The sequence below is a fragment of the Bradyrhizobium sp. 2TAF36 genome (assembly GCF_052114925.1).
Classification (GTDB): domain Bacteria; phylum Pseudomonadota; class Alphaproteobacteria; order Rhizobiales; family Xanthobacteraceae; genus Bradyrhizobium; species Bradyrhizobium barranii.
Map to the genome: position 1 here is coordinate 1 of NZ_JBFRFR010000001.1, position 26950 is coordinate 26950.

The window sequence follows — 26950 nt, forward strand, 5'->3', positions numbered from 1 at the left end:
CACCTGCACCTGTACCCGTGTTACAGGCCGACAAGATGACCCAGTCGGCATCGAGCTTGAGGTTGAGAATCTCCTCCATGGTCAGGAGGCCGTCGCCGCCTTCGCCCGTCACCGTTGGTGACGATAAGGCGAGCGCCGGCTGCGTCAATCCGTTGAGCTCGCCCGGGACGAGACCGTGAGTGGCAAAGGCCAGGATTTTGAAGCCGGAAAGATTCATCGTCTTGACGGTGCTCTCGGTCGCCCTCTCGCCGAGAAACAACACTTTTGAGGGATCCGCCTGCAAGGCCACTGCGATCGATTTCAACTCGTCGGCGGTGTCTGGAAGCCGGGGCAGCAGACCGAGTTCCGCGCTATCGACCCCCTCTAGCTTCGGACTGTTGCGCCGCTTTAGCGGCCCGCCGCGCATGACGCTTCCGCTTGCGTCGGCGACCTGAACCTTGGCCCCACCGTCTTCCGCCTCGGCCTGCTGATCCTTGTTAAAGTAAGGATCGCCGAACGCCACGAGGTCGCCACGGCCGGGCTTGCCCGGCGGCAGCTGGCGCAGCGTGCGCAGGGCCGCCGCCGACGGGACTGTCGACACGGCATGGGTTCGCGCCAGCCATGGAACATTGCGGTAGCCGATGAACAGCGGATCCTCGTCCTCAGCTACCTGTGCGGGCGCCGTCGGCAGCAAGGACAGCGGCAACAGGCCCAGTGCGCCGTTGGTAACAACAATGAGGTTCTTCGCTGGCTTCCACCCGCTTTCAACCGGCTTGAGCAGCAGCTCATACAATTCGTAGCCGAGCTTGAGGTCAAAGGCCGGAATATCGGAGATCATCGCGGCCTGAGGCTCGAGGGCCTCGCGCAGTTTGCGAATCTTCGTTTCGATGTCGCCGATCCTCGCCTTGATAGCTGCGAACGCCACCGGGCCGGACTTCGGCACGGACCAGACGAAGCTGCCGTTCTGACCGAAATAGAAGGACAGCATCGCCTCATTGTCGCCAAGCGTCGCGCGGATCTCGGCGACGCTTGGGGGCTTGGGCGAGACGAGATCGGCGTACGTTGGAAACTTCTGCTTGATCTCTTGTCGTGCCTTGTCGCGCTCCCCACGCAAAGCCACGATCGAAGCCTGAATCTGCCGAACGCCCCTCTCATCACGTTCCGCCGAGGGGAGTGCCAGCACGTTATTGAGCGTGCCCAATTGGGCGTTGACTTGCTTGGTCAGATCCTGCTCTTTGCGCACGAGCTCGGCCAGCGCAGAATCCTTTGCCGCCGCGCGAGCGCTGGACGCCGCAAGCGCCTGCTGCACCGACCGGCCGCGAACGGCGTCGGCAAGACCAAAGGTTTCTTCGCCGATACTGGCGGTTCCGTCAGCCCGCCCGAGCAATAGCAGATAGCTCTCGACGATCGCTTGCAGCCGCTGGCTGCGCGCCGCCACCACACTCGTGTTCTCGTCATCCGCATTTTCGTTGGCGCTCGCCATCAGCACCGGGATGGCCGCCTTGAATTCACGGATCGCGTCGGCATCGCGCCGTGCCCGCATCAAACCGACCGCCAGCGTGCCGCGCGCCGAAGCGGTGTCAAAATGGTTCTCGCCGACGCGGCCGATCTGCTTCTTCACCAATTGCTCGGCAGCAGCGATGCCTGCGTCCAACTGCCCTGAACCGTAGAGCGACATGATGCGCGCCGGATTGAGCTCGAATACCTGGCGGCGCTGCGGCTCCCAATTGGCGATCGCCTTGTCGATCCCGGCAAACATCTCGTTTGCCTCAACGTTCTTGCGCTGCAGGTTCAGGATGCCCGCGAGTTGCGAGAGCAATTGCACGGTCACTTGGGAGTCGTCCGGGATCCCCACCGTCTTGTTGATCTCGAGAGCGACACGGCCTAGCTTCTCGGCTTCATCGTAGCGGCCCTGGTCAACCAGAATGCTGGCCAGCCCACCCACGTAGCGTGGCGTGACCGGATTGTACTTGCCGGTGTCCTTCAGACGCGCAAGCAGTGCCCGGCGGGCGTCGACCTCGGCCTCGGCTAGTCGGCCCTGCCTTGCCTTCATGCGCGCCTGATTTAGCACCAAGTTGTCGACTGCCTGGAGCATAACGGTCTCCGCGGGCGGATTGTCAGACTCCAACACGGCTTTGATGCCGGCACGCCTACGGATCTCCGCGGTGCGATAGGCGGCCTCCGCTTCCGCGAACTGGCCACGCGCCTCGAAGATCATGCCACGGGTGATCTCGATTTCGCCCTCCCAGCTCTGCCCGAAGCGGGCATAGGCGGCGCGCCAAGCTGGAATGCCGCTGGTCCTTGCCTCCTGAATGGCAGTCAAGCTGCGGCGCATATAGGTCTCGGCCTGCGCAATATCGCCCATCTGAATCAGGATCGCTGCAACAGAGCGGTTAGCGTTGAAGACGTAGCCCTTGGCGCCGGGCGCATTCGCCTCGCGCAGGATCTTCTGGCTGATCTCCAGCGCACGCTTAGGATCGCCTGCGGCGGCATATTGCAGCGACTGGAGCTGCATCATCCGCCCCATCATGGCGGGGCTGACAGCGCCGCGGCCGACCTCGACGGCCTTGTCGGCGTCGGCAACGGCTTGGGACAACCTGCCGAGCTGCGCGCGCGCGTTGGCACGGTCGAAATAGAATTGCGCAAGACCCTGGCGCGACTCCTTTCCTGTCGGCGTCGCATCGGCGTCCGACTTCAGGTCCGTGAGCATTTTCTCGTCGGGCCTTTCGCCATCGAGGATCGCGGCGATGTCGGAAATGGTGCGCGGCGGCGCGACGAAATCCTTCGGCAAGGCCGTACCTGGGTCGAGCTTCGGCGCGGCTTCCTTCGGAAGCTCAACAGCGACGTTGGCGCGGCCGTTGGCGGCGTTGAGGGCCGCCATCACACAGGCCCTGACCTGAGGCGTGGCCTTGGCGCGGCAGGCCTCGAGATTGGCGCCGCCCGCTGGTCCACCGCCGGCGCGCATGCAGGCCTGTACGATCGGTCTGCCAATCGTCATCCGGCAGTTCTCGATCGCCGCCTCCTTGGTCAGGGCGGCGGCTGGAGCGGTCGATCCGAGCAGGATTGCAAGTGTCAGCAGCTTCCGCGCCAAGCTAATATTCAGATGGATTTCAGACGGACTCGTGGCGTCTAAGCTCATCTTGAAACACCTTTGGGCAAAATGACTTGATCCAACGAGATAATTCTATCCTTATGGGTTGGGAGAACAAGCGCCATTCATCTGGGCCGGGATATGCCCAGAAGGGTTAGCGGCGGCGGGAGCGAGTTCCCGAGGCTGCGACAGGTTGTCCGGACGTTGGTCGCGCTGGTTCTGGCATGGGCGGCGGATTTTGGGCTCGCGGGATCGAATGCTCTGGGCGACCCGCAGCTCGAGGCTGCCATTGGGGATGCCGAGGCAATCCATCGCGGAGCAACTGGCTCTTCCCGACACGTCAGAGACTGTCGACCGACTTCCATCGCCGCCGCAGATCGCGTCCGGCTAACGTTTGTCGAGATCGAAGTAGTTTTGGGGCGGAAGCTCGCCAGCATCGGCCTACCTGCATTTCACTCACAACGGCGACACTCTGCATGGGGTGCGGTCGGCGGGATGTTTTGGATCGCGCAGGAGAGTGGAACGAGGTCAAAAGTTGCGCGCATTATCAAAACGCTCAGCACCAGCGCTGTCGAGGCGGACATCGCGTGCCGCTACAGACGTAAGGGCGCGCCAGGCCCTCTCCGATCAGTATCTGGCCGACGTCGCGACCGCCGACAGTCAGCGCGCCACAGCCTGCCGTAATTGCAGCGCGAGGTCCCCTCTTCACCGGGCCGGCGCGCGCACGCGAACCGCTGCAGGCGGGCATCGCCACTGGCGATCAGCTGACGCAGCCGGTTAGTTGCGGCCTCGGTCCGCTGCCGCTCCTCCTCGCATCGCGCCTTGTCGCCGCGCTCCGGCGCATCAAAGCCGAGGAGCCGATAGACTTGGCCTTGGTGCCGCACAGTGTCGCCGTCGACGGCGAAGATCGCGATCGGCGAGCTCGGCGAGGTCCAGACATGCCCGCGCCAAGCAGGATCGCAGCAAGTGCAACGGCAGTAGATCCCCAGCGCAAGGGTTTCGGCTTTCTCCGAACGGGACAACGGACATGCCTTACGCGTATACTAGGTGGGCAAGCCCGGCGATTGGTCAGCGGGATTATCTCGACCCCACTTTAGAGGTACCCTAGGCCTCTTGGACTCGAGCGCCGACTTCCCAGTCTTCGAGCTGGGACAACAAGCATGTTTGCATATTTTTTCTATATTGGTTTTCGATCATCGCGGCCAATGCGCGCGGGCGGGAAGGCATCGTATTTCTGGCGCTACTAATCTCGCTGCTGCTCGCGCTGGTGCCGCAACAGAAGAATGTGTCCCAAGCCGCGTCACATCCAATCTCGCGGCCATTTGATGCCGAGAACGTGCACGCTGGCATTCGAGTCGTTACTCCACGGCGATCGAAGCGTGATGCACGGCGCGCGGGTTCGGTTTGCCGACTACTCCAGTGTGCCGTCGCGATCGGGGCCCACTATCGGCCGTACCTCCCTAAGCTGCCAACCGACGCACGAACGGCTAGTTCACAAGTGGAAAACCTAAAGACGCGATGCGTCACCTCGTCGAGATCAGACTAAAGAAAAGAGGGGCTGACCACAGTGCGCATGCCGGCGCCTTTTCCTTTTCGGAGATAGGTCCTCTCGCCCGACCGAGGGCGCCTGAGACGCAGCATTTGAGCAAGTTTCTTTCTAGATTCTCTCCCTCCGCCAGCTCCTATCGAAATGTGAGGTAGATCTCTGTTTTCGACGGTCGACCCCCGGATTGCTTCTGGGCGCGACAGGGGTTGGAAAGCGAGATCCTTTCTGAATTCGGTCGAGAGCCGAGCTTAACTGCGCTTGCCTTTGTTTCTGCACCCTTCACACCAACGAGATACCGCGCAAAAACCCATTGTTACAGCTCGACTACGTGTGCGTCGTAGATCTGGATATTGGGGCGAGTAAATCGGACATCTGCACGATAGCAGTGGTCACCATTTCGGAGAGCGCCGGCAGAACTCGAGCCTGCAATCGCGGGTCGGTGTTGAGCAGCTATATGCTGAGTTTACGGGTCGTCCGGGGACTGAGGCTGGCTCCGAAGCGAATGCGGCGTGCATCCAGCGCGGACCCGTGCGCTGTCGTTACCGGTGGCGCCTGCTCCGACGGCGCCCGGCGCGGTGCCGAAACGCCGGCGGAAGCCGCGCGCAAAATGCGTGTAGTCGCGAAAGCCGCAGGCGTAGGCAATATCGCTGAGAGGCTGACCTGTCTTCATCAACGCGCGGCGTTCGATCAGACGCGCCGCATGATCCAGACGGGCCGAACATATGTGGTGACCGCATGTCGACCCACGGACCGTGAACAGCTTCTGCAAATAGCGCAGCGAAATTCCCGCCTCGGCAGCCACCTCCCGCGGAGAGATGTCCGGATCGGCAAAGCGGTCCTTTATGATGCCGCAGACGCGCATGAACAGCTTGTCGTTGTGACGCGAGCCAAGCGGGGCGGGAGGTGCAAACAGTGCGCCGAGGAGATCGTAGACCACCAGATGCATAAATTGGTCAGTCGACGCGAACGCCGGCTCTGCATCGCTGATCGGGTCAAGAGCGAGTTGACAGAGCAGACGTGACGCTTGCGCCTGCCGAGGACCGCACACGCCACCTTGCGGTTCGAAGCCGAGATGCGACGCCAGCTTCTGGYGTGGCACTTGCACACCAAGCCATCGCGCGCTGTCTTGGGCCCGTGAGATGAATGTCACGGGTTTTGTGGAATCGAGCAGGACGACATCGCCGGCAGTGATATTTACGACTCGGTCGTTGTGAATGATGATCGATTCGCCGGTATCCTGAACTGTGACGAAATAGTACTCCATGTTGTCACGGCGAATATCCAGTTCTGTCCGCTCAAGGCGGGTAGCGCTGCAGGTGAGATCCACTGCAGCGAATCCGAAGACGCGCCGCGTGCGCACCTTGCTGGCGAAGATGTTGGTTTCGCGAGCAGGAGTAAACCATCCCCAATCCTCGCGCATTGCAGATCGGAAACCGTCATAGTCCAATTCTGGAGCGCTGAGAAAATCGTCGTTCGGGCGCATCATCACCTCCACGGGTCTTGGTAAAACGAGTCTTGGCAAGCCTAATCGCACGGTTTGTAATGGCCTGCGCCGAAAACCACGGGCAGACGTTGATCAAGCTAGCGTGGCCCGGGACGAGTCCCGCTCAACTCTGCGTCACGCCAAATCACGCCCCCGAGATCGTGTCAGCATCGCCGCGAGGCGCGCCAGGCGGTGCGCGCCAGTACGGACGATTGGGCGCGATCGTCTCACGACACCTGAGGTCCAGCCGCCTAGATTCCGATCCTGGTAGTCACGCTTTGACGAGAATCGGAGGCAACAATGATTGCAGAAGTTCAGAATACAATGACGCTAACGGGAAACCGGGCTCTTGTGACCGAGCAGGCAACGCAAAACGAGTCCGATCCTGCCTTGGGAGTTGGGCGGCTTGGAATTCCGGTTCCGCTTCATTGTTTGCCCGTGACGGATGCCACCGTTCTTGAGTTGTACGAATATGTTTTCGCGCCTTGGGTGAAAATGCTCGGCCTTCGTGAGTTCAAGGTCTGCCCGGGCATCGTGTCCGCGATGCTTCCACAAAATGATGCGCTCAAATTGTCAAGCTGTGCGGTATGTGGCCAGGCAATTATGGCGGCCATTGACTCGGTTGCATCACTGTCTGTGGGCACGACGGGGCGTATCACCAAAGGCACCATGTATCAGCACACTCACTTCCTGCGTCCAGCCGTCAACGATGACTATCATGTAAGAGCAGAAGTATTGCGCTTTGGCAAAGCGTCGGCCTTCACGGAAACCCGCGTTTCGTTTGCGTCTACGGGAACGTTGGTTGCACACKCCAGCCTGGAATTCGCCTTCTGACTCGCATCCAAGGCTTCATCACCCCAACCCACCGCTCCCGACGTCTGTTCAAGCTCGTTCTCGGACATCCCGGTCGCGGTACCCCGCCAGTTCCTGACCAGCCATACCGGCTGATCATCTCGCATTGACCCGCAACCCTCACCACCGGAGGCAAACCATGACCAGGACTATTCTCATCACCGGCACATCGAGCGGCTTCGGCCGCGAAACCGCGGAAAGGCTGGCGCGCGACGGCTATCGCGTGTTCGCCGCGATGCGCGACATCGCCAGCCGCAATCGCAGCCACGCCGACGCGCTGCGAAGCCAGAAAATAGGCGTCGTGGAACTCGACGTTACCGATGACGGCTCGGTCGATCGCGCCATTGCTTCTATCCTCGCCGAGGCCGGCAAGATCAACGTGCTGGTCAACAACGCCGGCATTGCGTCGGTCGGCGTGACCGAAGCCTTCACGGCGAATCAGGCGAAGGCGATCTTCGACACCAACGTCATCGGGCTCCTCCGCGTTACGCCGGCAGTACTGCCTTCGATGCGTCGGGAGCGCGAAGGCCTCATTATCAACATGGGTTCGGTCCTCGGCCGGGTGACGTTCCCCTTCGTCGGCATCTACGGCGCGAGCAAGATGGCGATCGAAGCTTTGACCGACAGCATTCGGCTGGAGGTCTCCCAACTCGGCGTAGACGTGGTGGAAGTTCAGCCTGGCGCCTACCCGACAAGCCTGTACTCGAGCATCCAGAGGCCTGCCGACGGCGACATCACGAAGTCCTACGGCGAGGTCGGCCAGATTCCCGACGCCATCTACAAGACCTTCACGTCAATGCTGCAGGGAACGGACGCTCCGAAGCCTCACGACATTGCCGAGGCCGTCGCCAAGCTCGTCGGCCAGGCGAAGGGCAGTCGCGCCGCTCGGACGGTGGTGGGCACGTCGTTTGGTGCTGACAAGATCGATGCCGACATCGCGCCCGTCCAGAAGGCCGTCGTCGACGGTCTGGGCCTCGGGCATCTCGAAGAACTCGCGTGATGGAGCGTTCCGGGTCGGCGCCTGCCGTCGACCCGTCCTCACTCGGCAGCACGCTGGCGGGCGCGCCCTGCCCGGAATAGGCCCTCGAAAGAATGAAGAGGCCAGGACGAATATCGCCAAAGCCTAACAAGGAGAACTCAAATGCCTCTGTGGCATATTTACTGTCCGGAGAATGCGTACTCAGCCGAGGACAAGCGCGCGCTTGCGACGCGTATCACGGACCTCTACGCGGATGTCGGCCTGCCTCGGTTCTATGCAAGCGTTGTCTTTCACGAATTGCCAAGGAACTCGTTCCTTGTCGGCGGAAAGGCAACGAACGATTTTGTCAGGATTTGGATTGATCAGTTTGCTCGCGCAACTGCTCCCGAGCGGCGAGCGTGGTGGCTGGAGCGCGTCAACACTACACTCAATGCCTTCGCACGCGAGCGGGGTTATCGCTGGGAGGTCCACATTGACGAAACGCCAATCGATTTCTGGACCATCCAAGGAATGAAGCCGCCTGACCCAGATTCCGAGGCTGAAAAGCACTGGGTCAAAGAGGACCGCCCGTCAGCATATAGCTGAGTGTGGGCGCAGCCTTCAGCGAGCCGATCGCGGCGATGGTTATCAATCCGCCAAGCTTCGGCTGCGCGAACGCCTAAATGCCGAAAGGCGCGGGCGGATGTAATACCGCCCGGCCGGCTCGTCGCAGCGTTCTTCAGCCTCGACGCTTTACAGGTTTTATGTCGCAACCCAAAGGAGATCGCTATGCCGATCCGTAGCATGTTTGTAGCCGCAGCATTCGCCTTGGCCTCTCTGGAGGCCGCCCACGCCGCTAGCCTGCGTCCGATTGATGGTATGAGCATCGACCTCGGCGAAGTGTCCGGTGTCGCCTACTACACCGTCGGGCGCGACGGATTCCATGTTGTCACGACCCTCGCACAGGGCATGGCGGGAACGCCGATCCGTGTTGAGTGTGTTCTTGCACCGGGTCAGCGTGTGGCGTTCTCAACACCGTACCAGGCAGATGCGCTCGAAATCAGCCGGAACGGCGACAGCGTGCTCGTCCGCAAAGTGAAATCGGTCTCGAACTAATTTCCGGCGAATTGGCGCCTTCTCACGATGATTCCAATGCGGAAAGGGGCCGGGTGGACGCAATACCGCCCGGCCGGCCCGCCGCAGTGCTCTTCAGCCTCGACGCTTTACAGGTCTTGCGTCGCAACCCAAAGGAGATCGCTATGTCGACAATCGGACGAGACGATCATATGAAGATTCTCGTCGTCTCGACCCCCGGGACCGGCCATCTCAATCCGCTACTGGCGATCGGCCGTATCTTGATCGCGGAGGGCCACGAACTTGCCTTTTTGACGGGGACCTCCCTGCGTAGTCGTGTCGAACGGTTCGAAGCAAAATTCTATCCGCTCCCCGAAGAGGCGGATCTGACTGCGCAGGATGTCATCACGTCCGACGAGATGAAGGGCGTACCGCCCGGGCCACAATGGTTGCGCACATTAGTCGAGCGCTTCTTCGTCGATACCATTCCCGCTCAGTATAGCGGGGTGCACAAGGTCTTGCGGGAATTCCCTGCCGACATCATTATTGGCGACGATATGTTTTTTGGTGTCCTACCCATGCTGGTAGGACCGCGATCGAAACGCTTGCCTATTGTTCTTTGCGGCACATCCGTCTTGCACTGGCAACGCGAGGACAGAGCGCCGGCTTTTGCGGGTTTGCCGCCCGCGGCCACCCGAGCACACCTCGACGAATATGCTGCCTTCGCGCGAGAACACGACAAGATCGTCGACGGGCCTCTCGGCCTTTGCGTCAATCGGTACCTGAAGGACCTGGGCGTTGGATCGGTGTCCAAGCCTCTCTTCGAATCGGTCGTAGAGCTTGCAGATGCCTATATGCAGTTGACGGTACCGCGTTTTGAATTTCCACGCGATATCCCTTCCTCTGTGACTTTTGTCGGCACCCCTCCGATTATACCCAATCAGGTCCCGCTTCCGGCGTGGGCGCACGAACTGGACGGCTCGCGCAAGGTCGTGCTTGTGACGCAGGGTACGGTGGCAAACCACGATTTCGACCTTCTGATCGCGCCGGCGCTTGCGGGACTCGCGAACGAACCTGACTTGCTTGTGGTCGCCACAGCGGGCGGTCGCGCGGTCGGCGACATTCCTGGCCCAATTCCCGGCAATGCGCGTCTCGCCAGCTATCTGCCGTTCGAGTGGCTTCTGCCCAAGGTCGACGTGCTCGTCACYAACGGTGGATATGGGAGTGTCAACCAGGCGATGAGCTTTGGAATTCCGCTTGTGACCGCAGGGTTGACGGAAGACAAGGCGGACGTGAACGTGCATGTGGCATGGTCCGGTGTCGGAATCAATCTTGCGACCAACAATCCGACACCACAAGCGTTGCGCGAGGCCGTGCGCGTCGTGCTCGACAAACCGGACTATCGTTCAGGTGCCTCAGCTATGGCCGACGAGTTCAAGGCGATTGACACTCGTTCCGAGGTCCTGCGGATCATCAACCAAGTCGCGCAAGGGTCCAATGAGATAAGCGACCCGGGCGGCACCACGGTCGCTAAGCAAGGTCGACGTGTCGCCGCCAATCGGTGACTTGCTTCCGCTCCCGGGAAGGATGGAAGGCTGATTCTTCCGTCCTTCGTCTGGGAGGCGATCGATATCTCCGCGGACACGCGCCGCATCTGACGATGCGCGGGACCAGGAACGTATCGGATATTCAACCCATGCGTATTCAACCCGCATCGTTTGCCTTCACGCTGTTGCTGGGCCTTCTTGCCTCAGTTCCGTATTCGGGCATTGATATGAGCTTACCGGCACTGGCGGCCACTGGCGCCGCTCTCGGCGCGCCGCCCGCGGATGTCGGCTTTACGATGAGTGTTTTCATGCTCAGTCTGGCGACGGCGCCGCTTGTCTATGGGCCGGTATCCGATCGGTACGGTCGTAGGCCCGTCGTGGTATTCGGCGTCACGCTCTTTGTCGTCGGCAGTCTCGCTTGCGCGCTCGCCCAATCATTGCCGGTGCTGCTGGTGTGCCGCTTCAGCCAAGGCTGCGGCGCGGCCAGTACGACGTTGACGTTTGCAATCATCCGCGACCTGTTCGAGGGGGATAATGCGCGTGCGAAGATGGCCAACGTCGTCATTGCCATAAATGTAGTCACATTGATCGCACCGACCGCTGGCGCGGCTCTACTGGGCCTGGGCAGCTGGCGCCTGATTTACACGATTCAGTTCGTGATGGGTCTGGCTTTGTTGATCGCATTGGTCACCGGCTTTGCCGAAAGTGCAAAGATCGATCAGACCAATCGCCTTGCACCATCAATCATTGGCCGCAGCTATCTTCAAGTCCTGACGCATCCGATCTCCTTCGCATACATTCTGGTCGGTGCAGCCGCCGGCGGGACCGTTATGGCTTATGTCACCGGGTCCTCCCTGTTCTTCATCAACAGCATGGGGCTACGGCCTAATCAGTATGGCCTGATTTTCAGTGCATGTTCCGGATCGGTCATGGCCGGGGCTTTCCTCGATCGGCGGCTCGCCGCTTGGAATTTCTCACCAGCTCATGTGCTGATGATGGGCTTGACGGTCTCTGCTGCGGCGTCAGGGCTATTCCTCGCCACGACACTTGTCGGCTGGGTATCGCTACCCCTTGTTGTTTCACTTCTGGTCGCTGTTGCCGTTGCCTTCGGATTGAGCATACCGAACGCCATGAGCGCGACGATGCATCCGTTGCCGCAGATCGCCGGCGCGGTAGGCGCCGTGTCCGGAAGCATTCAGATGATGGCAGGCGCCGTCTCAAGCGGGCTCGTTGCGTGTCTTTACGACGGACGATCAGCGCTATCGATGGCCGCGGTCATGACGCCGTGTTCGCTTCTGGCGCTGGCCTCTTATCTGCTGATTGCCCGTCGCGCCGAGCGTCGCGTTTTCGCAAGTTAGCGTCATGCCCGCGCTGGGCGCGAATATCCCTCAAGTTTAGGCTGCGCCCAGGGCATGCGCAGCAAGTCCACTAAAACCTTCCGAACAAGGCTCTCCACCGCGGTGCGAGGTATTTCGCAAACACGAGGATGGTCTTCATCGAATTTCCCGACTTAGAACCTGAACGATACCGTTCGGTCTGATCAGCCTCAGTACCGCGGCACGGCTCGCCAGGCGGTGCGCGCTAGTACGGACGATTGGGCGCGATCGCTTCACGACACCTGAGGTCCAGCCGCATAGAGTCCGATCTGGCAGTCACGGTTGCAGAGATCGGAGACAAAGAATGCAAGTTTCCAAGCTCAAAAGCTGGGTGTTGGTGCCCTCGACGCGCGCCGGCCCGGACAGCGGCTTTCTGATGGAAAGCCCGATGGCGTCGATCACCTTAGGCGACGATGACTGCCATGCGCGGAGGCTTCGCTCGTTCCAGGCCGATCGGAACTAAACCCTAGCGAAAGGACGAGATCCATGAGTAACGACGAGACTGCGGTGCCAACGGGAATTTCCCTGACCCACTTGGATCCCGTCTTTCGGGAGCGGCCAGACGAATATCTCGATATGCTGAGGTCGCGCGAGCCGGTGCACCAGGACCGGATGTTCGATCGGGTGGTGCTGACCCGTGCGGTCGATGTCGATGCCGTCATGAATAATCGCGATCTGGCCTCCGATCCACGGAAATCCCGCCCGGGTTCGTTCTCTCGGGTGCAACTGAAGGTGGATGAGACATTTCGGCCGCTCATACTGCATATGGATGACCCGGACCATAAGCGCCTGCGCTCCCTGGTCGTCAAGGCGTTCAACCAGGTCGCGGTCGATGCGATGCGCCCGCGTATCACCGAGGTCGCATGCGGCTTGCTGGACGACATCGACGATCCATCCTGCTTCGATATTATGGACGCTTATGCCCGACCGTTGCCGACGATAGCCATCGCGCTGATGTTGGGCGTCGATACCGCCCGCTGCGACGACTTCAAGCAGTGGTCTGACGGCAAACTACAGATGTTCAACCCGCAACGCACGCCGGAGCAGGAGGCCATCCTGGCATCCTGCAATGCTGCTCTCACCGGTTACTTCACTGAGGTGATCCAAAAGCGTCGTAAAGAACGACGGGCCGATCTGATCAGCAGCCTGATCGACGCCGAAGAGGACGGAGAGCAGCTCGACGAAGCGGAGATCACAAACGTTTGCCATAGTTTGCTCTTTGCGGGCAACGTGACGACGACCGATCTTATCGGTAACGCCGTACTAGCCCTGCTGCAGCATCCCGGTGAACTCAGCAAACTGCTCGCTAATCCGAACCTGGTTCGTAGCGCCGTCGAGGAAGTGTTGCGCTATGACACGCCAGTCGTGCAAGGCACTCGGATCGCAACCGAAGCGATGCAGATCGACGGGTGCCCGGTCGCGGCGGGGCAAACGATCAATGCCGTGCTCTACGCAGCGAACCACGACTCAGAGGCGCATCCCGACCCAAAGCGGTTTGACATCGAACGGCCGGATAAGCGTCACATCTCATTTGGCGGCGGCGCCCATTTCTGTCTTGGCGCGCCATTGGCCCGGGCCGAGGCACAGATCGCCCTTTCGATGCTTTTCGAGCGGTTCCCGATGCTCCGCCTGAGTGCCGAGCACCCCTTGGAGCGCCGGACGATGCTGAACTTCAATGGATTAGAAGCGCTTTGGGTGCGCGCGGACTAGCACTGCGTTCCAGTCACCATGACCCTTTGTCCCCCACGGCCGACCTGATGGCGCTTGCGAGCCCCATCAGCAGCAGTGCGGACCGTCGCATTTCGCCGAACATGCTCACACCCGATTTATTTGAACTAGGAATAGCCGACCATGAAAGAACTATTCTGCGCTCCGGCATCGACCGTCGCACCCTGCTCACGACGTTGGCGTTGCTTCCAGCCCTATCCGCGCCGCCCTTATCCGTCTCCGCGTCGGCCCTGACCGTTTCGAGCGGCCCATTGCCATCGTGGAATGAGGGGTCCGCCAAACAGGCGATCCTCGACTTCGTCCGAGACACGACAGACCGGGCAAGTCCGAAGTTCGTGCCTCCCGAGGAACGCATTGCCACTTTTGATCAGGATGGCACGCTTTGGGTGGAGCAGCCGATTTATAGCCAAATGGTGTATTGCCTCGACCGGGTCCCGGTATTGGCCGCGCAAGAGCCGGCGCTAAGGGACGTTGAGCCATTCAAGACGGTGCTCTCGGGAAACCGGGAAGCGATAGCCGGGCTTTCGATGCGAGACCTCGAAAGGATCGTCCTTGCCACGCTCGCCGGCATAACAACTGACGAGTTCGAGGCAGAAGGAAAGAAATGGCTTGCCTCCGCGAAGGACCCACGCTGGAAGCGGCCCTATACCGAACTCGTCTACCAACCGATGCTGGAGGTGATGACCTACCTGCGGGCGAATGGCTTTAAGACCTACATTGTCACAGGCTTCGGTCAGGATTTTGTGCGCCTGTATTCACAGCAGGTCTACGGCATCCCGCCGGAGCAGGTGGTCGGGTCGGCGCTTGCCGTCAAATATGATTATGACAAGGACGGCAAGCCGGTCCTCATTAGTGAACCCAGGCTCATGCTGTATGACAGCGCTGCCGGGAAACCGGAGGGAATTCACTTGATGATTGGTCGGCGTCCGAACGCTTCATTTGGCAACTCGACTGGAGACCAGCAGATGCTGGAATATACGGGTGCCGGGGAGGGCGCGCGACTATCGATGCTTGTACTGCACGACGATGGAATACGTGAGTACGCTTATGGTCCGGCGCAGGGGCTGCCCTATACCAAGATCGGTTCCTTCACCCCCGCGCTCTACGCTGAGGCCAGGAAGAAAAACTGGACCATCATCAGCATGAAGAACGACTGGAAGAATATCTTCTCGTTCCAATAGCTGATGACCGAGTTGGCGGCGCGATGTGGCAGTGAGCGGTGCGTGCCAGTACCGGTGAAAGGGCGCCGGCGGCTCACGACATCCAGCTTCCAGAGTCTTAGCTTCATTCACAGCATCGAATCTAAATCGTGTTTGGAAGACAAATGCCCCTGTCAGTCATATGGCTCGTCACGTCCTTTGCGATCAGGCTGCTAGTCGTTCACTTCAAGCTCGCCATCCTTCTCAGGTCTCGCGCGAAGGCGCGTGTTCGGGGACCGGGCACCCAAGGGCGAGAGGGCGGGCGAGTCGTCCTGGCTGATGAAGACCTCTCGCCAAATGGATACCCGTGCGGACCATCTCCTGCCCGCACGAACAGTCGCTTGCGGCTGAAGTGAAAGCGTTGAAACCGAGGGAACATTCGCCATGCTTGGCTTAATGATGCAAACTCCGTTGCTCCTGTCGTCCATTCTCATGCACGCGGCGCGCTCCTTTCCCGATGTCGAGATCGTCTCCCGAACTCCCGACAGGCCCGATCACATCACGAGCTACAGCGGCCTTCTCGAGCGCAGCTCTCGGCTCGCAAATGCATTGGATTCGATCGGCATTAAGCCAGGCGATCGCGTGGCGACCTTAGCCTGGAATAGCTATCGGCATCTGGAGCTATACTTCGGCATTTCCGGAATGGGAGCCGTTTGCCACACGATCAATCCAAGGCTGTTCGTGGACCAGGTCATATACATCATCAACCATGCCGAAGATGTGGTTGTATTCTTCGATCTGGCTTTTATCGATCTCGTACACTCTTTAATGCCGCAATGTCCGACTGTTGAAGCGTGGATATATCTGGGCGAGGCGGGCGACGCAAAGATCGTGGGAGCCAAAGGCTTCCCATCCTATGAAGGATTTCTCTCCGGGTGCTCGGAAGCTTATGCATGGCCCGAGTTCGACGAGAACACGGCATGCGGACTGTGCTATACGTCGGGAACGACAGGAAACCCAAAGGGTGTGCTGTATAGCCATCGCAGCGCCGTGCTGCATTCCTGCGCCGCAGCGCTCCCAGACGCTTGTCGCATTTCTCTGGATGACACGGTCGCGCTTGTCTCGCCGATGTTCCACGCAATGTCTTGGGGAATGCCGTATTGTGCAACGGCGACGGGTTCGAAGCTGGTGATGGCCGGACAAAACGTCGACGGTGAGAGCCTGCACAGGTTGTTCGAGGACCACGGGGTGACTTTCGCCGGCGGCGTGCCGACGGTCTGGCTGGGCTATGTTCGATACCTGCAAAGCGCCGGCGTGAAGCCGACGACGCTCAATCGCGCGCTGATCGGTGGCACGGCATGTCCGGCCTCCCTGATGGAAACGCTGCAGGACGGATACGGAGTAGAAGTTCTGCATGGCTGGGGCATGACGGAAACCAGCCCGCTCGCGACGATCTCGAAGCCACTGCGCAAGCACACGACCTCGTCGAGAGCTGAACGGCGGTCTCGCCAGGTCAAACAAGGACGTGCGCTTTTCGGGGTCGAGATCGGCATTCGCGATGGCAACAACAGAAAACTCCCCCACGATGGCAAGGCAGTTGGCGACCTCGTGGTTCGGGGGCCCTGGATTGCCCGCACGTATTACAAGATGCCGGAAAGCGAGCGTGCCGATGGTTGGTTTTTCACGGGTGATGTCGTCACGATCGACAGCGACGGTTATATGCAGGTTACGGATCGCTCGAAGGACGTCATCAAGTCCGGAGGCGAATGGATATCGTCTATCGAGCTCGAAAACCTGGCGATGGCCCACCCCGAAATCGTCGAAGCGGCGGTGATTGGTATTGCGCATCCAAAATGGGACGAACGCCCGCTCGTGCTTGCGGTCCGGCGCCAGGGATCGAGGCTCGAGGCGCAAGATCTCCTGACCTTTTACGAGGGCAAGATCGCGAAGTGGTGGATGCCGGACGATGTTCTGTTCGTCGACGAGCTTCCGCACGGGGCGACCGGAAAAGTCCTGAAGACCAAATTGCGCGAGCTTTACGGAAACCGCGATTCCGCCGCGATCAGCCAGACGGGCAACCCGCCCGCCGCCGAAGCCAACGGAGGTTCCTATGTCAGTCCGCAGCTCGCTTCTCGCAGCCGCCGTCACCTTCGCCTCACTCGGGGCCGCACACGCTAACGGCCTGCGGCCGATCGAGGGCCTGCGCATCAATCTCGGCGATGTATCCGGCGTCGCCTACTACACGGTCGAGCCCGATGGATTCCGCGTCGTCACGACTCTTGCACAGGGTGAAGCGGGAACGCCGATCCGCTTTGTGACAGTAYTGGCGCCCGGTCAGCGCGTCGTTGTCTCAACGCCATACCAGGCCCCCGCGCTCGAAGTCAGCCGAAAGGGCGATGAACTGCTCGTCCGCAGGGCGAGCACGTTCTCCAATTGACTGTCAATTGGCACGCAAGCGCCGACGTGAAGAAGCCAAAGATGTCCACGATTCATCTCCACCAGCCGTTTGGGCGGCGCAGGCAGGATCGGCTTTCAAGTCGGGATCAAGCCCGATCCCCGATAGCTTTCGATCAGCGCATCGAACAATTTCAGGTCGGCGCGGCTCCGCGCCATCAGCTGCGCGCCGGCAACGGCCGCGTAGATCGCGCGCGCTTTTGCTTCACGCTTGCTGGCGGGAATTGAAGCCGCAGCGAGCATCCTGGTCAGCCATGCCACGTTGACATCGGCGAAAGCCTGCACCTCGGTTTTGACGGCGTCCGGCAGATCATCATATTCGGCTGCCATGAAGCTACAGAGGCACATGCGATTGTCCTGCTCGAGCGATCGACGAAAAAGTCCCGGATAGGCGCGGAGCGCCTTTCTTGGATCTCCGTTCGCTTTTGAAAGAGCTTCGAGGTTCGCCGCCGTATCCTCCCAGTAGCGTCTCGCCACCGCCGCACCCAGCTCGGCCTTGCCGGGGAAGTGATGATAGATGCTCGCAGCCTTGATGCCGACTTCAGCCCCGATGTCGCGGAAGTTCAACCCGCCATAGCCGTGGGCCTGCGCTGTCCTGCGCGCCGCGGCCAGGATTGCTTCCCTCGCATTTTCGCTCATCGTGATCACCTCAACGTGTCCCTACCAAATGGCAGGTAGGGATTGAAGTCCGTAAATGCGAGGGACATGTCCAGCCTACCAAATGACAGGTAGGATCGATATGACTGATGACATCGTTAGAATGGACGCCACCCGCATCTCCCAGCTCATTGCCCAACGGGAGCTTTCGCCCGTCGAGGTCATGCGGGCGCATCTCGACCGCATCGCGGCGGTCAATCCCAGGCTGAACGCGATCGTGACGCTGGCCGACGGCGCGATCGAAGGCGCCAGGACGGCCGAAGCGGCGGTGATGTCGGGCGCCCAGCTCGGCCCTCTCCATGGCGTTCCGTTCACGGTCAAGGACGGAATCGACACGGCGGGTGTGCTGACACAGCGCGGTTCGCCGATTTTCAGGGGGCGCGTGCCTGATATTGATGCCACCGTCGTGGCCAGGCTGAAGGCCGCCGGCGCCATTCTCATCGCAAAGACGAACCCGCCCGAATTTTCCTATTCGATCGAAACCGACAATCTCCTGACGGGCCAAACCAACAACCCTTGGAACCTCGACTACACGCCGGGCGGATCGAGCGGCGGTGAATCCGCTGCCATCGCGGCGGGCATGTCGCCACTCGGTGTGGGCAGCGATCTCTCGATCTCTTTGCGCGGCCCGGCAGCGCATACCGGTGTCGTCGGATTCAAGGCCACTCACGGTCGAATGCCGATGACAGGCCACTGGCCCCGGGTGCCACGTCGCTTCTGGCATATCGGTCCGATGGCACGTTCGGTTCGCGATGTGGCGCTCGCTTATTCCTTGATGGCAGGACCCGACGGCGCCGACGGCTTCTCGGTCAGCTCGCCCAGCCTCGATACAGGGCTAGGTACGAAATCGACCCGTGAGCTTCGCGTGGGCTGGATGGCCTCTCCGGGCTTCTTCGGACCCATCGATCCGGAAGTGGTCGCGACCGTGAAGGCAGCGGCACATGCGCTGCGCATTGCCGGCTACCACGTCGAACAGGTCCGGTTGCCGGTGGTGGAGCAGACCGATGCCAACAGCGTCCTCTGGCAGCTCCAGCAGATGGAATCCCGGAGCGAGTTCGAGAAGGTCACCGCCGGCCATGAGGCCGAGATCTTCAGGCACGCCAAACTGGTCCTTGATGCACCCGATACGCCGATCGCCGATTTCGTCGCCGCCGAGCAGGCCATAGAGCGCCTTCGCGACAGCTTCGCCGAATACTTCCAGCGGTACGATGTGCTGCTATGTCCGGTGACCCCGTTCCCGGCGACCAAGCATGGTCTCAACGACCTCGTGGTCGATGGTGTGACGGTTTCACCCTTTCACGTCATGAGCGCCACATCACCGTTCAGCTTGACGGGAATGCCCGCTCTATCAATGCGGTTTGGAACGAGCCATGACGGTCTTCCGATCGGCGTGCAAATCGTCTCCTCCTGGCTGGCGGAATCGACGGTGCTCAAGATCGCCTCGCTCCTCGAGGAGGTGAGCCCGGTCCGCAACCTTCATCCGACTATCTGACGATGAAAGGGCGGGATTCATCCCGCCCTCTCCCCTGAGAGCATCCACCATGAAGGATGAGCTGACGATATCGCGGCTTGCTCAATCAACCGACGGTCACGTTCAATTGCGTCGCAAATCCTGGTGCGCTCCGGTCATTGTTCCCGCCCATAGGTTCGCTATCGGTTGCCGCTCCCTTCCCTTATGAAGTTCCCGCGCGCGCCGGACCATCACCGGAAGCAGGACGTCATGAAGGCACACAGCAGCGCTCTCGAAGAGGCCGAGAAGGATGATCAGAATGAACATTCAAGTCTCGCTCACACCGACGCGCAGCCGATCGACTTGAATTCCCTGCAGACATTCGTCGCTGTCGTGCGCGCCGGCGGATTTGCGGCGGCAGCCCGCGAAACCAACACGCCGAGGTCGTCCGTCAGCTTGCGCATCCGCAGCCTGGAGGCGGCGCTCGGTGCGCGGCTCTTCAAGAGGTCCACGCGCGCTTTTGCCCTCACGGCCGCAGGACGAGAACTCTACCAGCGTTCGGCTGGCGCGCTTGCCCTGCTTGTCAACGCGCTCCGGGGGGTAAGCGGTGCTGACGACCCATATGCCGGCGAAATCCGCATCACGCTGCCGGCCGACTTTCYGGTCAGGATCGTGGCAGCCGCGATCGGGGATTTCAGAAACGAACACCCCAATGTGCGCTTTGAGGTGTCGCTCACGAACGACGTGCTCGATCTCATCTCCCAGGATATTGATATTGCGCTCCGCATCGGAGCGGCCAAWCCTCAGGAAGCCCTGATCAAGGGCGCAATCGACATGAAGTTTGGTCTTTATGCGAGCGCAGACTATGTGAGCAGTCACGGGATCCCCGTCGATATTCGCGACGCGTCGACCTTGATCGGGCCATCGAGGCGTGAATTGCTGCGCCTTCTATCCCGCTCCTTGCCGGGCGGGGCGACGTGGCCCGCCTTTCATGTCGCGGTCGACTCCTTCGCTCTTGCTCGTGAGCTTGTGCTGGATCACCAGGGGATTGGTCTGCTTCCGGAAGCCCTCTGCAGAGTGGAATACGCATCGGGGCTCGTCGTGCCGGTTTTGCCAGAGCAGTTCTCCGGGACGATCCGCCTGCATCTCACATATCCGTCGCGGGCCGATCTAAGCGCCAAGGTCGCGGATTTTACCCGTGTGTTCGAGCGACACCTTGCAGCTGCGGGGCGGTGATCTCCGTTGTTGTCGTTGTTCATGCCGACAGTTTGAGGTGGACCGTTCGGGCAGCAGAACTGGTCTTCGGGAAACTCCGATGCCAATTGGCCAGAACTACAGCCGCTGTGGCTTGCGGAAGGGGACTAATCCGCAGCCCTCCCGCATGCAATCTATGGAGCTCCGAAGTCAATGGAGCCTTGGCCAATGCAGAGCGTCATCACGACGAAGTTCGAAACGACCGAATTTGCCGGTCTCACGACGAAAATTATCAATCCGCAGGAAAGCCCGTTCACGGTGCTGGACATGACCATCAAGCCGGGCTTCGGCGCACCCGCCCACATCTCCGAGGAGGAGGACAAGCTGTTTGTCCTCCTGGAGGGCGAGGTGAAATACCTCGTGGGAGACCAGACCGAGGTCGCTGGACCCGGTTCGCGGATTCTCGTGCCGAGAGGAGTTGTTCACGGCTTCACCAATGAGGGGCCGGCCGACGCGAGACACATCCTCGTCTCCACGCCGCGTCGTCACGAGGAATTCTTCCGCGATCTGCACAGGATCCCCGAGCCGCGCGAGCAGCACATGGACATGCTGCCGACGATCGCAGCGCGCAACGGCCAACGGATTGTTGGTCCGCTCCCATGACACGATGGGCAGCACCGAACGCGCGCATCGCCGCGATTTCGACGTCCCTAGGCCACCCTCCACCTCCCGTCCCCCGCGCGCTTCAGCGCGGGGTCGCTCACCCGCACATGCTCGGCGAGAAAATCGATGAACGCGCGCACGCGCGCGGGCAGGGGCGCGGTGTGGCCGACATAGACGGCGTGGATGTCTTCGCGGTCGCCGGGATTGTAGCCTTGCAGCACCGGGACGAGGCGGCCCGATTCGATGTCGGGGCCGATGTGGAAGAGGGCGAGGCGGGCGAGGCCGACGCCGCCGAGGGCGAGGCGGCGGGCGATTTCGCCGTCGCTGGCGCGGGCGGCCGGTGGCGGCATGGCTTCCTCGGTGCGGTCGCCGCGCCGGAATGGCCAGCCGCCGCGGATGCGCGGAAAGGTCCAGCCGATGCCGCGGTGCTCGGTGAGATCCGCCGGAATCTTCGGCGTGCCGAAGCGCGCCAGATAGTTTGGGGTGCCGACGACGACCATGCGGCTGGTGCCGAGCTTTCGCGCGACCAGACGTGAAGCTTTCAGGGGCCCGACGCGGATGGCAATATCGGCCCGTTCCTGCATCAGGTCGATCAGCGTATCGGTCAGCACGAGGTCGAGTGTGACCTCGGGATGCCGTTCCAGGAAGCGGGGAATCAGCGGTAGGACGTGCAGCATGCCGAAAGGGATGTTGCAGTTGACCGTGAGGCGGCCGCGCGGCGCGGCGCCTGAAGCCGCCTCGCGCTCGGCCTCTTCCATCTCTCCGAGAATGCGGACGGCGCGCTGGTAGAAGGCCTGGCCCTCCTCCGTCAGTGTCAGCTTGCGCGTGGTGCGGTTGATCAGCCGTGAGCCGAGGCGCGTCTCCAGCCGCGAGATCAGCTTGCTGACGCCCGACGGGGTCAGGCGCAGTTTTCGCGCGGCCTGGGTGAATCCGCCGAGATCGACGACGCGGACGAAAACCTCCATCTCGGCGGAGCGGTTGGTGTCGAAGCGGGCCATGTTGAATTCACGTCACAAATGATTGGATTGCKGACATCCTAATGGTTTTGTTGCGCTGCGGCTATCTGCATGGCTCGTCCCTCGCATTGGAGCCACGCATGCCTCCCGCCGTCCTCGCCCTCACCGCCGGTGCCTTCGGCATCGGCACCACCGAGTTCATCATCATGGGCCTGTTGCTCCAGGTCGCCGCCGACATGCACGTCACCGTGCCGGTCGCGGGGCTGCTGATCTCCGGCTATGCGCTCGGCGTCTTCGTCGGCGCGCCTGTCCTGACGCTGGCGACGCGGCGGATGCCGCGGAAAACCGTTCTTCTCGCGCTGATGGCGATCTTCACGCTCGGCAACGCGGCTTGCGCGCTGGCGCCGAACTACGAATGGCTGATGGCGGCGCGGGTGCTGACCTCGCTCGCCCACGGCACCTTCTTCGGCGTCGGCTCGGTGGTCGCCACCAGCCTCGTCGCCGAGGACAAGCGCGCGTCGGCGATTGCCACCATGTTCATCGGCCTGACGGTCGCGACACTCCTGGGCGTGCCCTTCGGCGCCTGGTTCGGCCTGATGCTCGGCTGGCGCGCCGCATTCTGGGCGGTGACGGTGATCGGCGTGATCGCCTTCGCAGTGGTGGCCACATTCGTGCCCGGCCATGTAGGCAATGGCGACAAGCCAGTATCGTTGGCCGAGGAGATCGCGGTGCTTGGCCGGCCGCAGGTGCTGCTCGGTCTTGCCATGACCGTGTTCGGCTTTGCCGGGCTGTTCGTCGTCTTCACCTATATCCAGCCGCTCCTGACGCGCTTCACTGGTTTCTCGGAAGCCGCGGTCTCTCCGATCCTGCTGGTGTTCGGCGCAGGTCTCGCGATCGGCAATGTCGCCGGCGGCAAGCTCGCCGATCGCGGCCTTGCGCGTGCCCTGATCGGCACGCTCGCTGCGCTCGCCATCGTGCTGCTTGGCCTTGCTGCAGTGCTGTCGGTCAAGATCGCAGCCATCGCGCTGATCCTGCTGCTTGGCATTGCGGCCTTTGCGACCGTCGCGCCGCTCCAGCTTCGCGTGCTGGAAGCCGCCGGCCCCAGCGGCCGCACGCTCGCCTCCAGCCTCAACATCGCCGCCTTCAATCTCGGCAACGCGCTCGGCGCCTGGGCGGGCGGCGTCACCATCGATCGCGGGCTCGGTCTCTCCGCGCTGCCGCTGGTCGCGGCCGGCATCACGGCCGTCGGTCTCGTGCTCGCGCTATGGAGCCTTCAGCTCGATCGAACGCAGTCCGCAGTCGCGGCGTGCCCGGCGGAATAGGAGAATGATCATGGAATATCGCAATCTCGGCGCTTCCGGCCTCAGGGTACCCGTCCTCAGCTTCGGCACGGGCACGTTTGGCGGCGAAGGCCCGCTGTTCTCGGCCTGGGGCCGCAGCGGCGCTGACGAAGCGCGCAGGCTGGTCGATATCTGCCTCGAGGCCGGCGTCAATCTGTTCGACAGCGCCGATGTCTATTCGAACGGCGCGTCAGAGGAAATCCTCGGCGCCGCGATCAGGGGACGCCGCGACAAGGTGCTGATCTCCACTAAGATGAGCCTGCCGATGGGCGACGGTCCGCTCGATGCCGGCTCTTCGCGATATCGTCTGGTCGCCTCGGTCGAAGCAGCGCTGCGGCGGCTCGGCACCGATTACCTCGATCTGCTCCAGCTCCATGCCTTCGATGCGTTCACGCCGATCGAGGAGGTGCTGTCCACGCTCGATACGCTCGTACGTGCCGGCAAGCTGCGCTATGTCGGTGTTTCCAATTTCGCCGGCTGGCAGCTGATGAAGTCGCTCTCAATTGCCGAACGGCACGGCTGGCCGCACCATGTCGCGCATCAGGTCTATTATTCGCTGCTCGGCCGCGACTATGAATGGGAACTGATGCCGCTCGCTCGCGACCAGGGCGTCGGCGCGCTGGTCTGGAGCCCGCTCGGCTGGGGCCGGCTCACCGGCAAGATCCGGCGCGGCGAGCCGCTCCCTGCGAACAGCCGTCTGCACGCCACCGCGCAGTTCGGCCCGCCCGTGGATGATGAGCGTCTCTATGCCATCGTCGACGTGCTTGATACAATCGCCGCGGAGACCGGCCGCACCGTGCCGCAAATCGCGATTGCCTGGCTGCTGTCGCGTCCGACCGTATCCTCGGTGATCATCGGTGCCCGCGACGAAGCGCAATTGCGCGACAATCTCGGCGCGGTTGGCTGGTCGCTGAGCGCTGCGCAGATCACGCGTCTCGACGAGGTCAGCGCCGTGATGCCGCCTTATCCCTACTACCCCTATCGCATCCAGGAAGGCTTTACGCGCCTCAATCCGCCGCTGGTGTGACGAACGACTAGTAAAAAGCCGCGATCGCCGTCGCGATTCCCGCTGGAAGATTCGGCTCGTTCTTCAGCGTGTCCAGAAACGCGGGATCGCCTGATACCGTGAGGCCATCCAGCTTGATCGGATGCAGCGGCTCGGCCGCTGCCGCGACCGCCGCCAAATCCGGACCGGTCCTGACACCGTTGAATTCGAGCCGCGGGCGCAGTTGGACATTGTTGCCGAACTGCTCGTCCAGCGCGAGGCGCCATCCGGTCCGCGACACCGCTCCGCGGGCGATCGCATCGCTTATGGCGAGGCTGTGCGGTTGCAAGGTGCCGAGATTGCCGAGCGCGGCACGGAGGCGGCTCGTCGCCTCCGCCAGTGTGATCCTCTCGATCCCGGGATCCTGGTCGGGCGAGGTGAAGTCGATCACCCGCGCGCTGCTGCCGATCCTGAGCGCCTCGCCGCTTCCGCCCGCCTTCTGCATGACCGTCTTCGTCCCATAACGGGCTCGTCCGCCAATGGTGACCAGAACGATGTCCTGCTCGCGCGATTTGATCAGATGAGCGTAGGGATCGCCGGTGACTCCCTTCACGACCAGAAGGTCGGCGAACTTGCCATTGGCGATCGTTCCCAGCTTCGCATCCCACTTGAGGATCGAGGCCGGATTGCGCGTCGCCATCGAGACGATGTCGTAGTCGCTGAAGCCGAGATTGAAATGCGCGGACACGACCTTGGCCGCCTTCAGCTCGCCGAGCAGGTTCTTGCTGCCGGACGGCGACCAGTCCGAGCCGAGCGCAATGATGAGGCCGGCCGTGCGCGCGGCAACGACATTGGTCGTCTTTCCGTAGAGCAGGAGATTGCTCAAGGGGGACCAGACCACCTTGGCATGGTTTTCCGCCATCGTTAAGAAGTCGGTCGCATCGAGTGCCGTGCAATGAATGCCGGCCAGCGACGGTTCGATCGCCCAATCGCCCTCGGAATTGCGCAAGGCGAGGAAGTGGCTATGCGCCTTGGTGTCGATGCCTTCGCTGAGATGCAGCAGGAAGCACGATGACGATTTCAGCTCGTTGTCGAATTTCGCCCAATCCTCGGCATCGATGTCGGGAATCTTCGAGTGTGCCCGCGGCAGATCGGGCGGGCTGCCGATCTCGGCGGCGCGCAACGCGCCCTTGTAATATTTGTGGATCGTGCCGCTCCAGTTCGACAGCGTGATCCCCTGGCTCGTCGTGGTACCCGCGACCATGCACTTGGCTTCGACATAGCGAACCAGGGCCGGCAGCAGCGAGCCGTCGTCGGCCAGTGCGATCGCGCTCATGGGGCCGGTTACGGACGTCTTGTACGATTTGGCATTCTGCCATTGGTCGCGATTGCCGTAGGACTGCGGCACGCGCCAGAGCGGCAGGATGTTGTAACTCAGGTGATTATGCAGCTCGATCAGGCCGGGATAGATGGTGCCGCCGGTCGCCACTGCAACGACGGCCTCGAAGCCGACCGGGGTCGGCTGCCCCTTGGGTACGACCGCGGCGATGCGATTGTCCTCTATGAAGATCGTCCCGCTCTTGATGACGTCGCCCTCAGTGGTCATAGTCACGATCCGCCCGCTCAGGGCCCATCGCTTCGGGTTGGCAGCCGGGCTCATGGGATCACTCCGTCGGGGATGGTGATCGTGATCGTGCGTCGCTTGGTGGTCGCGTCGGCGCCCTGGCGCACGGCCCATGGCGTGTCTCCGCGCATCCACGCCGGCAGTCCCGCCGGGAGATCCTTTGCGATGATGTCGAAGAGCTCGGTCGGTTTGAAGGCATCGCCATATGGCACAAGCGTCGTCGGCACGTCGGGATGCTGGATCTCAGGTGCGAGAGCCGCGAGCGCGGCGTTCCACTTCGTCAGCATGATCTTGGTGTTCGCGGCCCGCGTCGCGTTGTCATGGGCCGAGCTTTCCGGCCAGGTCGGGTGCGTGATGTGCTGATACGCGAGGGTCTTGTAGGCCGCGCCGTCGGGCGTCTTGAGCCAGGCCTTCCAGGCCTCGTCGGCGAGGCCGCCAAGCGAGACGACGGCCTCGATATTGCCCGGCGCGAGCACGGCCTTGAACCATTTGTTGCGATAGTCGACGATACCGGGCTCGTTCTTGTGCTTGTTGCCGCCGCTCTGCCCGTAGACGCTGTACAGGAAGGTGTTCACCATCACGTAGCTCTGCGTGATCCCGAGCTTCGCCAGGAAACCTTGCGTCCGGCGGCCCGCAGTGCCGACCAGAATTCTGCGCACGATCGTCTCGTGCTGAGCGGGATCCTGACCGACGACGAGCACACGCGCCGATCCGTCGAGCCGGCCGCGATGAAAGATCGGCCCCCATTCAATCCGGAAATCGTTGGGATCGTAGGCTTCAGCGCCCGGGTAGTCGGCGCACAGATCGCGAAATGGCTGCTGGTCGTATCCGCTGTCGAATTCCACGAGCATGGC

General features: G+C 61.7%; 22 protein-coding genes. 16 read left to right on the top strand and 6 right to left on the bottom strand.

Annotated features, from left to right (window positions below; all coding sequences use genetic code 11):
• Positions 1-3070 (bottom strand): CHAT domain-containing protein (locus AB4Z51_RS00005; RefSeq protein ID WP_441496754.1); only part of this gene is annotated, 3070 nt, incomplete at its 3' end.
• A gap of 2009 nt (positions 3071-5079) precedes the next feature.
• Positions 5080-6099 carry a helix-turn-helix domain-containing protein gene (locus AB4Z51_RS00010; protein WP_441496755.1) on the bottom strand — a complete coding sequence of 340 codons (1020 nt, stop codon included), beginning with the start codon at positions 6097-6099 and terminating at the stop codon, positions 5080-5082.
• A gap of 300 nt (positions 6100-6399) precedes the next feature.
• Between AB4Z51_RS00010 and AB4Z51_RS00015 the strand changes: the two genes are divergently transcribed.
• The 11 genes from AB4Z51_RS00015 (at position 6400) to AB4Z51_RS00065 (ending at position 17210) form a co-directional block, all read left to right on the top strand.
• Positions 6400-6933: a PaaI family thioesterase gene (locus AB4Z51_RS00015; protein WP_441496756.1), complete on the top strand. Its 534-nt coding sequence runs from the start codon at positions 6400-6402 to the stop codon at positions 6931-6933.
• A 157-nt stretch (positions 6934-7090) separates the two neighbouring features.
• Positions 7091-7951, top strand: a complete 861-nt coding sequence (locus AB4Z51_RS00020; protein WP_441496757.1) for an SDR family oxidoreductase — start codon at positions 7091-7093, stop codon at positions 7949-7951.
• A gap of 141 nt (positions 7952-8092) precedes the next feature.
• Complete coding sequence (locus AB4Z51_RS00025; RefSeq protein WP_441496758.1) at positions 8093-8515, top strand: tautomerase family protein; 423 nt, start codon at positions 8093-8095, stop codon at positions 8513-8515.
• 183 nt (positions 8516-8698) lie between these two features.
• Positions 8699-9025: a hypothetical protein gene (locus AB4Z51_RS00030; RefSeq protein ID WP_071908529.1), complete on the top strand. Its 327-nt coding sequence runs from the start codon at positions 8699-8701 to the stop codon at positions 9023-9025.
• A 170-nt stretch (positions 9026-9195) separates the two neighbouring features.
• Positions 9196-10548 (top strand): nucleotide disphospho-sugar-binding domain-containing protein, encoded by a 1353-nt coding sequence (locus tag AB4Z51_RS00035; protein WP_441496759.1) that lies wholly within the window; start codon positions 9196-9198, stop codon positions 10546-10548.
• Between the two features lie 131 nt (positions 10549-10679).
• Positions 10680-11888 (top strand): multidrug effflux MFS transporter, encoded by a 1209-nt coding sequence (locus AB4Z51_RS00040; RefSeq protein ID WP_441496760.1) that lies wholly within the window; start codon positions 10680-10682, stop codon positions 11886-11888.
• 322 nt (positions 11889-12210) lie between these two features.
• Entirely contained in the window at positions 12211-12369 is a 159-nt protein-coding gene (locus tag AB4Z51_RS00045) for a hypothetical protein (RefSeq protein ID WP_441496761.1), read from the top strand.
• A 23-nt stretch (positions 12370-12392) separates the two neighbouring features.
• The gene (locus AB4Z51_RS00050; protein ID WP_441496762.1) at positions 12393-13616 is read left to right on the top strand and encodes a cytochrome P450; all 1224 of its coding nucleotides are present in this window, start codon (positions 12393-12395) and stop codon (positions 13614-13616) included.
• Between the two features lie 47 nt (positions 13617-13663).
• Positions 13664-14815: an HAD family hydrolase gene (locus AB4Z51_RS00055; RefSeq protein WP_441496763.1), complete on the top strand. Its 1152-nt coding sequence runs from the start codon at positions 13664-13666 to the stop codon at positions 14813-14815.
• A gap of 402 nt (positions 14816-15217) precedes the next feature.
• Positions 15218-16951, top strand: coding sequence for a long-chain-fatty-acid--CoA ligase (locus AB4Z51_RS00060; RefSeq protein ID WP_439033868.1), 1734 nt, complete (start codon positions 15218-15220; stop codon positions 16949-16951).
• Entirely contained in the window at positions 16884-17210 is a 327-nt protein-coding gene (locus tag AB4Z51_RS00065; protein WP_439033869.1) for a hypothetical protein, read from the top strand. The genes AB4Z51_RS00060 and AB4Z51_RS00065 overlap by 68 nt, the downstream gene beginning before the upstream one ends.
• Before the next feature lie 95 nt (positions 17211-17305).
• On the opposite strand, the gene AB4Z51_RS00070 is transcribed toward AB4Z51_RS00065, so the two are convergent.
• The gene (locus AB4Z51_RS00070) at positions 17306-17866 is read right to left on the bottom strand and encodes a TetR/AcrR family transcriptional regulator (protein ID WP_354180251.1); all 561 of its coding nucleotides are present in this window, start codon (positions 17864-17866) and stop codon (positions 17306-17308) included.
• 100 nt (positions 17867-17966) lie between these two features.
• Between AB4Z51_RS00070 and AB4Z51_RS00075 the strand changes: the two genes are divergently transcribed.
• From AB4Z51_RS00075 to AB4Z51_RS00085, 3 genes are all read left to right on the top strand, one after another.
• Positions 17967-19376, top strand: a complete 1410-nt coding sequence (locus tag AB4Z51_RS00075) for an amidase (RefSeq protein ID WP_441496764.1) — start codon at positions 17967-17969, stop codon at positions 19374-19376.
• A 228-nt stretch (positions 19377-19604) separates the two neighbouring features.
• Positions 19605-20570 carry a LysR family transcriptional regulator gene (locus AB4Z51_RS00080; protein WP_441496765.1) on the top strand — a complete coding sequence of 322 codons (966 nt, stop codon included), beginning with the start codon at positions 19605-19607 and terminating at the stop codon, positions 20568-20570.
• Between the two features lie 186 nt (positions 20571-20756).
• Complete coding sequence (locus tag AB4Z51_RS00085; RefSeq protein WP_439033872.1) at positions 20757-21191, top strand: cupin domain-containing protein; 435 nt, start codon at positions 20757-20759, stop codon at positions 21189-21191.
• A gap of 47 nt (positions 21192-21238) precedes the next feature.
• Here AB4Z51_RS00085 and AB4Z51_RS00090 read toward each other — a convergent pair whose 3' ends face one another.
• On the bottom strand, positions 21239-22189 hold the full coding sequence (locus AB4Z51_RS00090) for a LysR family transcriptional regulator (RefSeq protein ID WP_439033873.1): 951 nt from the start codon (positions 22187-22189) through the stop codon (positions 21239-21241).
• Positions 22190-22287: 98 nt separating this feature from the next.
• Here AB4Z51_RS00090 and AB4Z51_RS00095 point away from each other — a divergent pair, with 98 nt between their 5' ends.
• Both AB4Z51_RS00095 and AB4Z51_RS00100 read left to right on the top strand, forming a co-directional pair.
• Positions 22288-23469, top strand: a complete 1182-nt coding sequence (locus AB4Z51_RS00095) for an MFS transporter (RefSeq protein ID WP_439033874.1) — start codon at positions 22288-22290, stop codon at positions 23467-23469.
• 10 nt (positions 23470-23479) lie between these two features.
• A complete protein-coding gene (locus tag AB4Z51_RS00100; protein WP_439033875.1) occupies positions 23480-24514 on the top strand; it encodes an aldo/keto reductase in 1035 nt (344 codons plus the stop codon).
• Between the two features lie 7 nt (positions 24515-24521).
• Here AB4Z51_RS00100 and AB4Z51_RS00105 read toward each other — a convergent pair whose 3' ends face one another.
• Together AB4Z51_RS00105 and AB4Z51_RS00110 are read right to left on the bottom strand one after the other, a co-directional pair.
• Positions 24522-26132 carry an amidohydrolase family protein gene (locus AB4Z51_RS00105; RefSeq protein ID WP_441496766.1) on the bottom strand — a complete coding sequence of 537 codons (1611 nt, stop codon included), beginning with the start codon at positions 26130-26132 and terminating at the stop codon, positions 24522-24524.
• A complete protein-coding gene (locus tag AB4Z51_RS00110) occupies positions 26129-26947 on the bottom strand; it encodes a uracil-DNA glycosylase (protein WP_354246814.1) in 819 nt (272 codons plus the stop codon). The genes AB4Z51_RS00105 and AB4Z51_RS00110 overlap by 4 nt, the downstream gene beginning before the upstream one ends.
• Positions 26948-26950 lie beyond the last annotated feature (3 nt).

What these genes read in the sequence shown, in the direction of transcription:
- AB4Z51_RS00090 (WP_439033873.1), bottom strand. Translation starts at nt 22,189, where the DNA reads ATGGCCCGCTTCGACACCAACCGCTCCGCCGAGATGGAGGTTTTCGTC.
- AB4Z51_RS00025 (WP_441496758.1), top strand. Translation starts at nt 8,093, where the DNA reads ATGCCTCTGTGGCATATTTACTGTCCGGAGAATGCGTACTCAGCCGAG.
- AB4Z51_RS00095 (WP_439033874.1), top strand. Translation starts at nt 22,288, where the DNA reads ATGCCTCCCGCCGTCCTCGCCCTCACCGCCGGTGCCTTCGGCATCGGC.
- AB4Z51_RS00070 (WP_354180251.1), bottom strand. Translation starts at nt 17,866, where the DNA reads ATGAGCGAAAATGCGAGGGAAGCAATCCTGGCCGCGGCGCGCAGGACA.
- AB4Z51_RS00100 (WP_439033875.1), top strand. Translation starts at nt 23,480, where the DNA reads ATGGAATATCGCAATCTCGGCGCTTCCGGCCTCAGGGTACCCGTCCTC.
- AB4Z51_RS00110 (WP_354246814.1), bottom strand. Translation starts at nt 26,947, where the DNA reads ATGCTCGTGGAATTCGACAGCGGATACGACCAGCAGCCATTTCGCGAT.
- AB4Z51_RS00045 (WP_441496761.1), top strand. Translation starts at nt 12,211, where the DNA reads ATGCAAGTTTCCAAGCTCAAAAGCTGGGTGTTGGTGCCCTCGACGCGC.
- AB4Z51_RS00105 (WP_441496766.1), bottom strand. Translation starts at nt 26,132, where the DNA reads ATGAGCCCGGCTGCCAACCCGAAGCGATGGGCCCTGAGCGGGCGGATC.
- AB4Z51_RS00030 (WP_071908529.1), top strand. Translation starts at nt 8,699, where the DNA reads ATGCCGATCCGTAGCATGTTTGTAGCCGCAGCATTCGCCTTGGCCTCT.
- AB4Z51_RS00040 (WP_441496760.1), top strand. Translation starts at nt 10,680, where the DNA reads ATGCGTATTCAACCCGCATCGTTTGCCTTCACGCTGTTGCTGGGCCTT.
- AB4Z51_RS00050 (WP_441496762.1), top strand. Translation starts at nt 12,393, where the DNA reads ATGAGTAACGACGAGACTGCGGTGCCAACGGGAATTTCCCTGACCCAC.
- AB4Z51_RS00085 (WP_439033872.1), top strand. Translation starts at nt 20,757, where the DNA reads ATGCAGAGCGTCATCACGACGAAGTTCGAAACGACCGAATTTGCCGGT.
- AB4Z51_RS00075 (WP_441496764.1), top strand. Translation starts at nt 17,967, where the DNA reads ATGACTGATGACATCGTTAGAATGGACGCCACCCGCATCTCCCAGCTC.
- AB4Z51_RS00055 (WP_441496763.1), top strand. Translation starts at nt 13,664, where the DNA reads ATGGCGCTTGCGAGCCCCATCAGCAGCAGTGCGGACCGTCGCATTTCG.
- AB4Z51_RS00020 (WP_441496757.1), top strand. Translation starts at nt 7,091, where the DNA reads ATGACCAGGACTATTCTCATCACCGGCACATCGAGCGGCTTCGGCCGC.
- AB4Z51_RS00060 (WP_439033868.1), top strand. Translation starts at nt 15,218, where the DNA reads ATGCTTGGCTTAATGATGCAAACTCCGTTGCTCCTGTCGTCCATTCTC.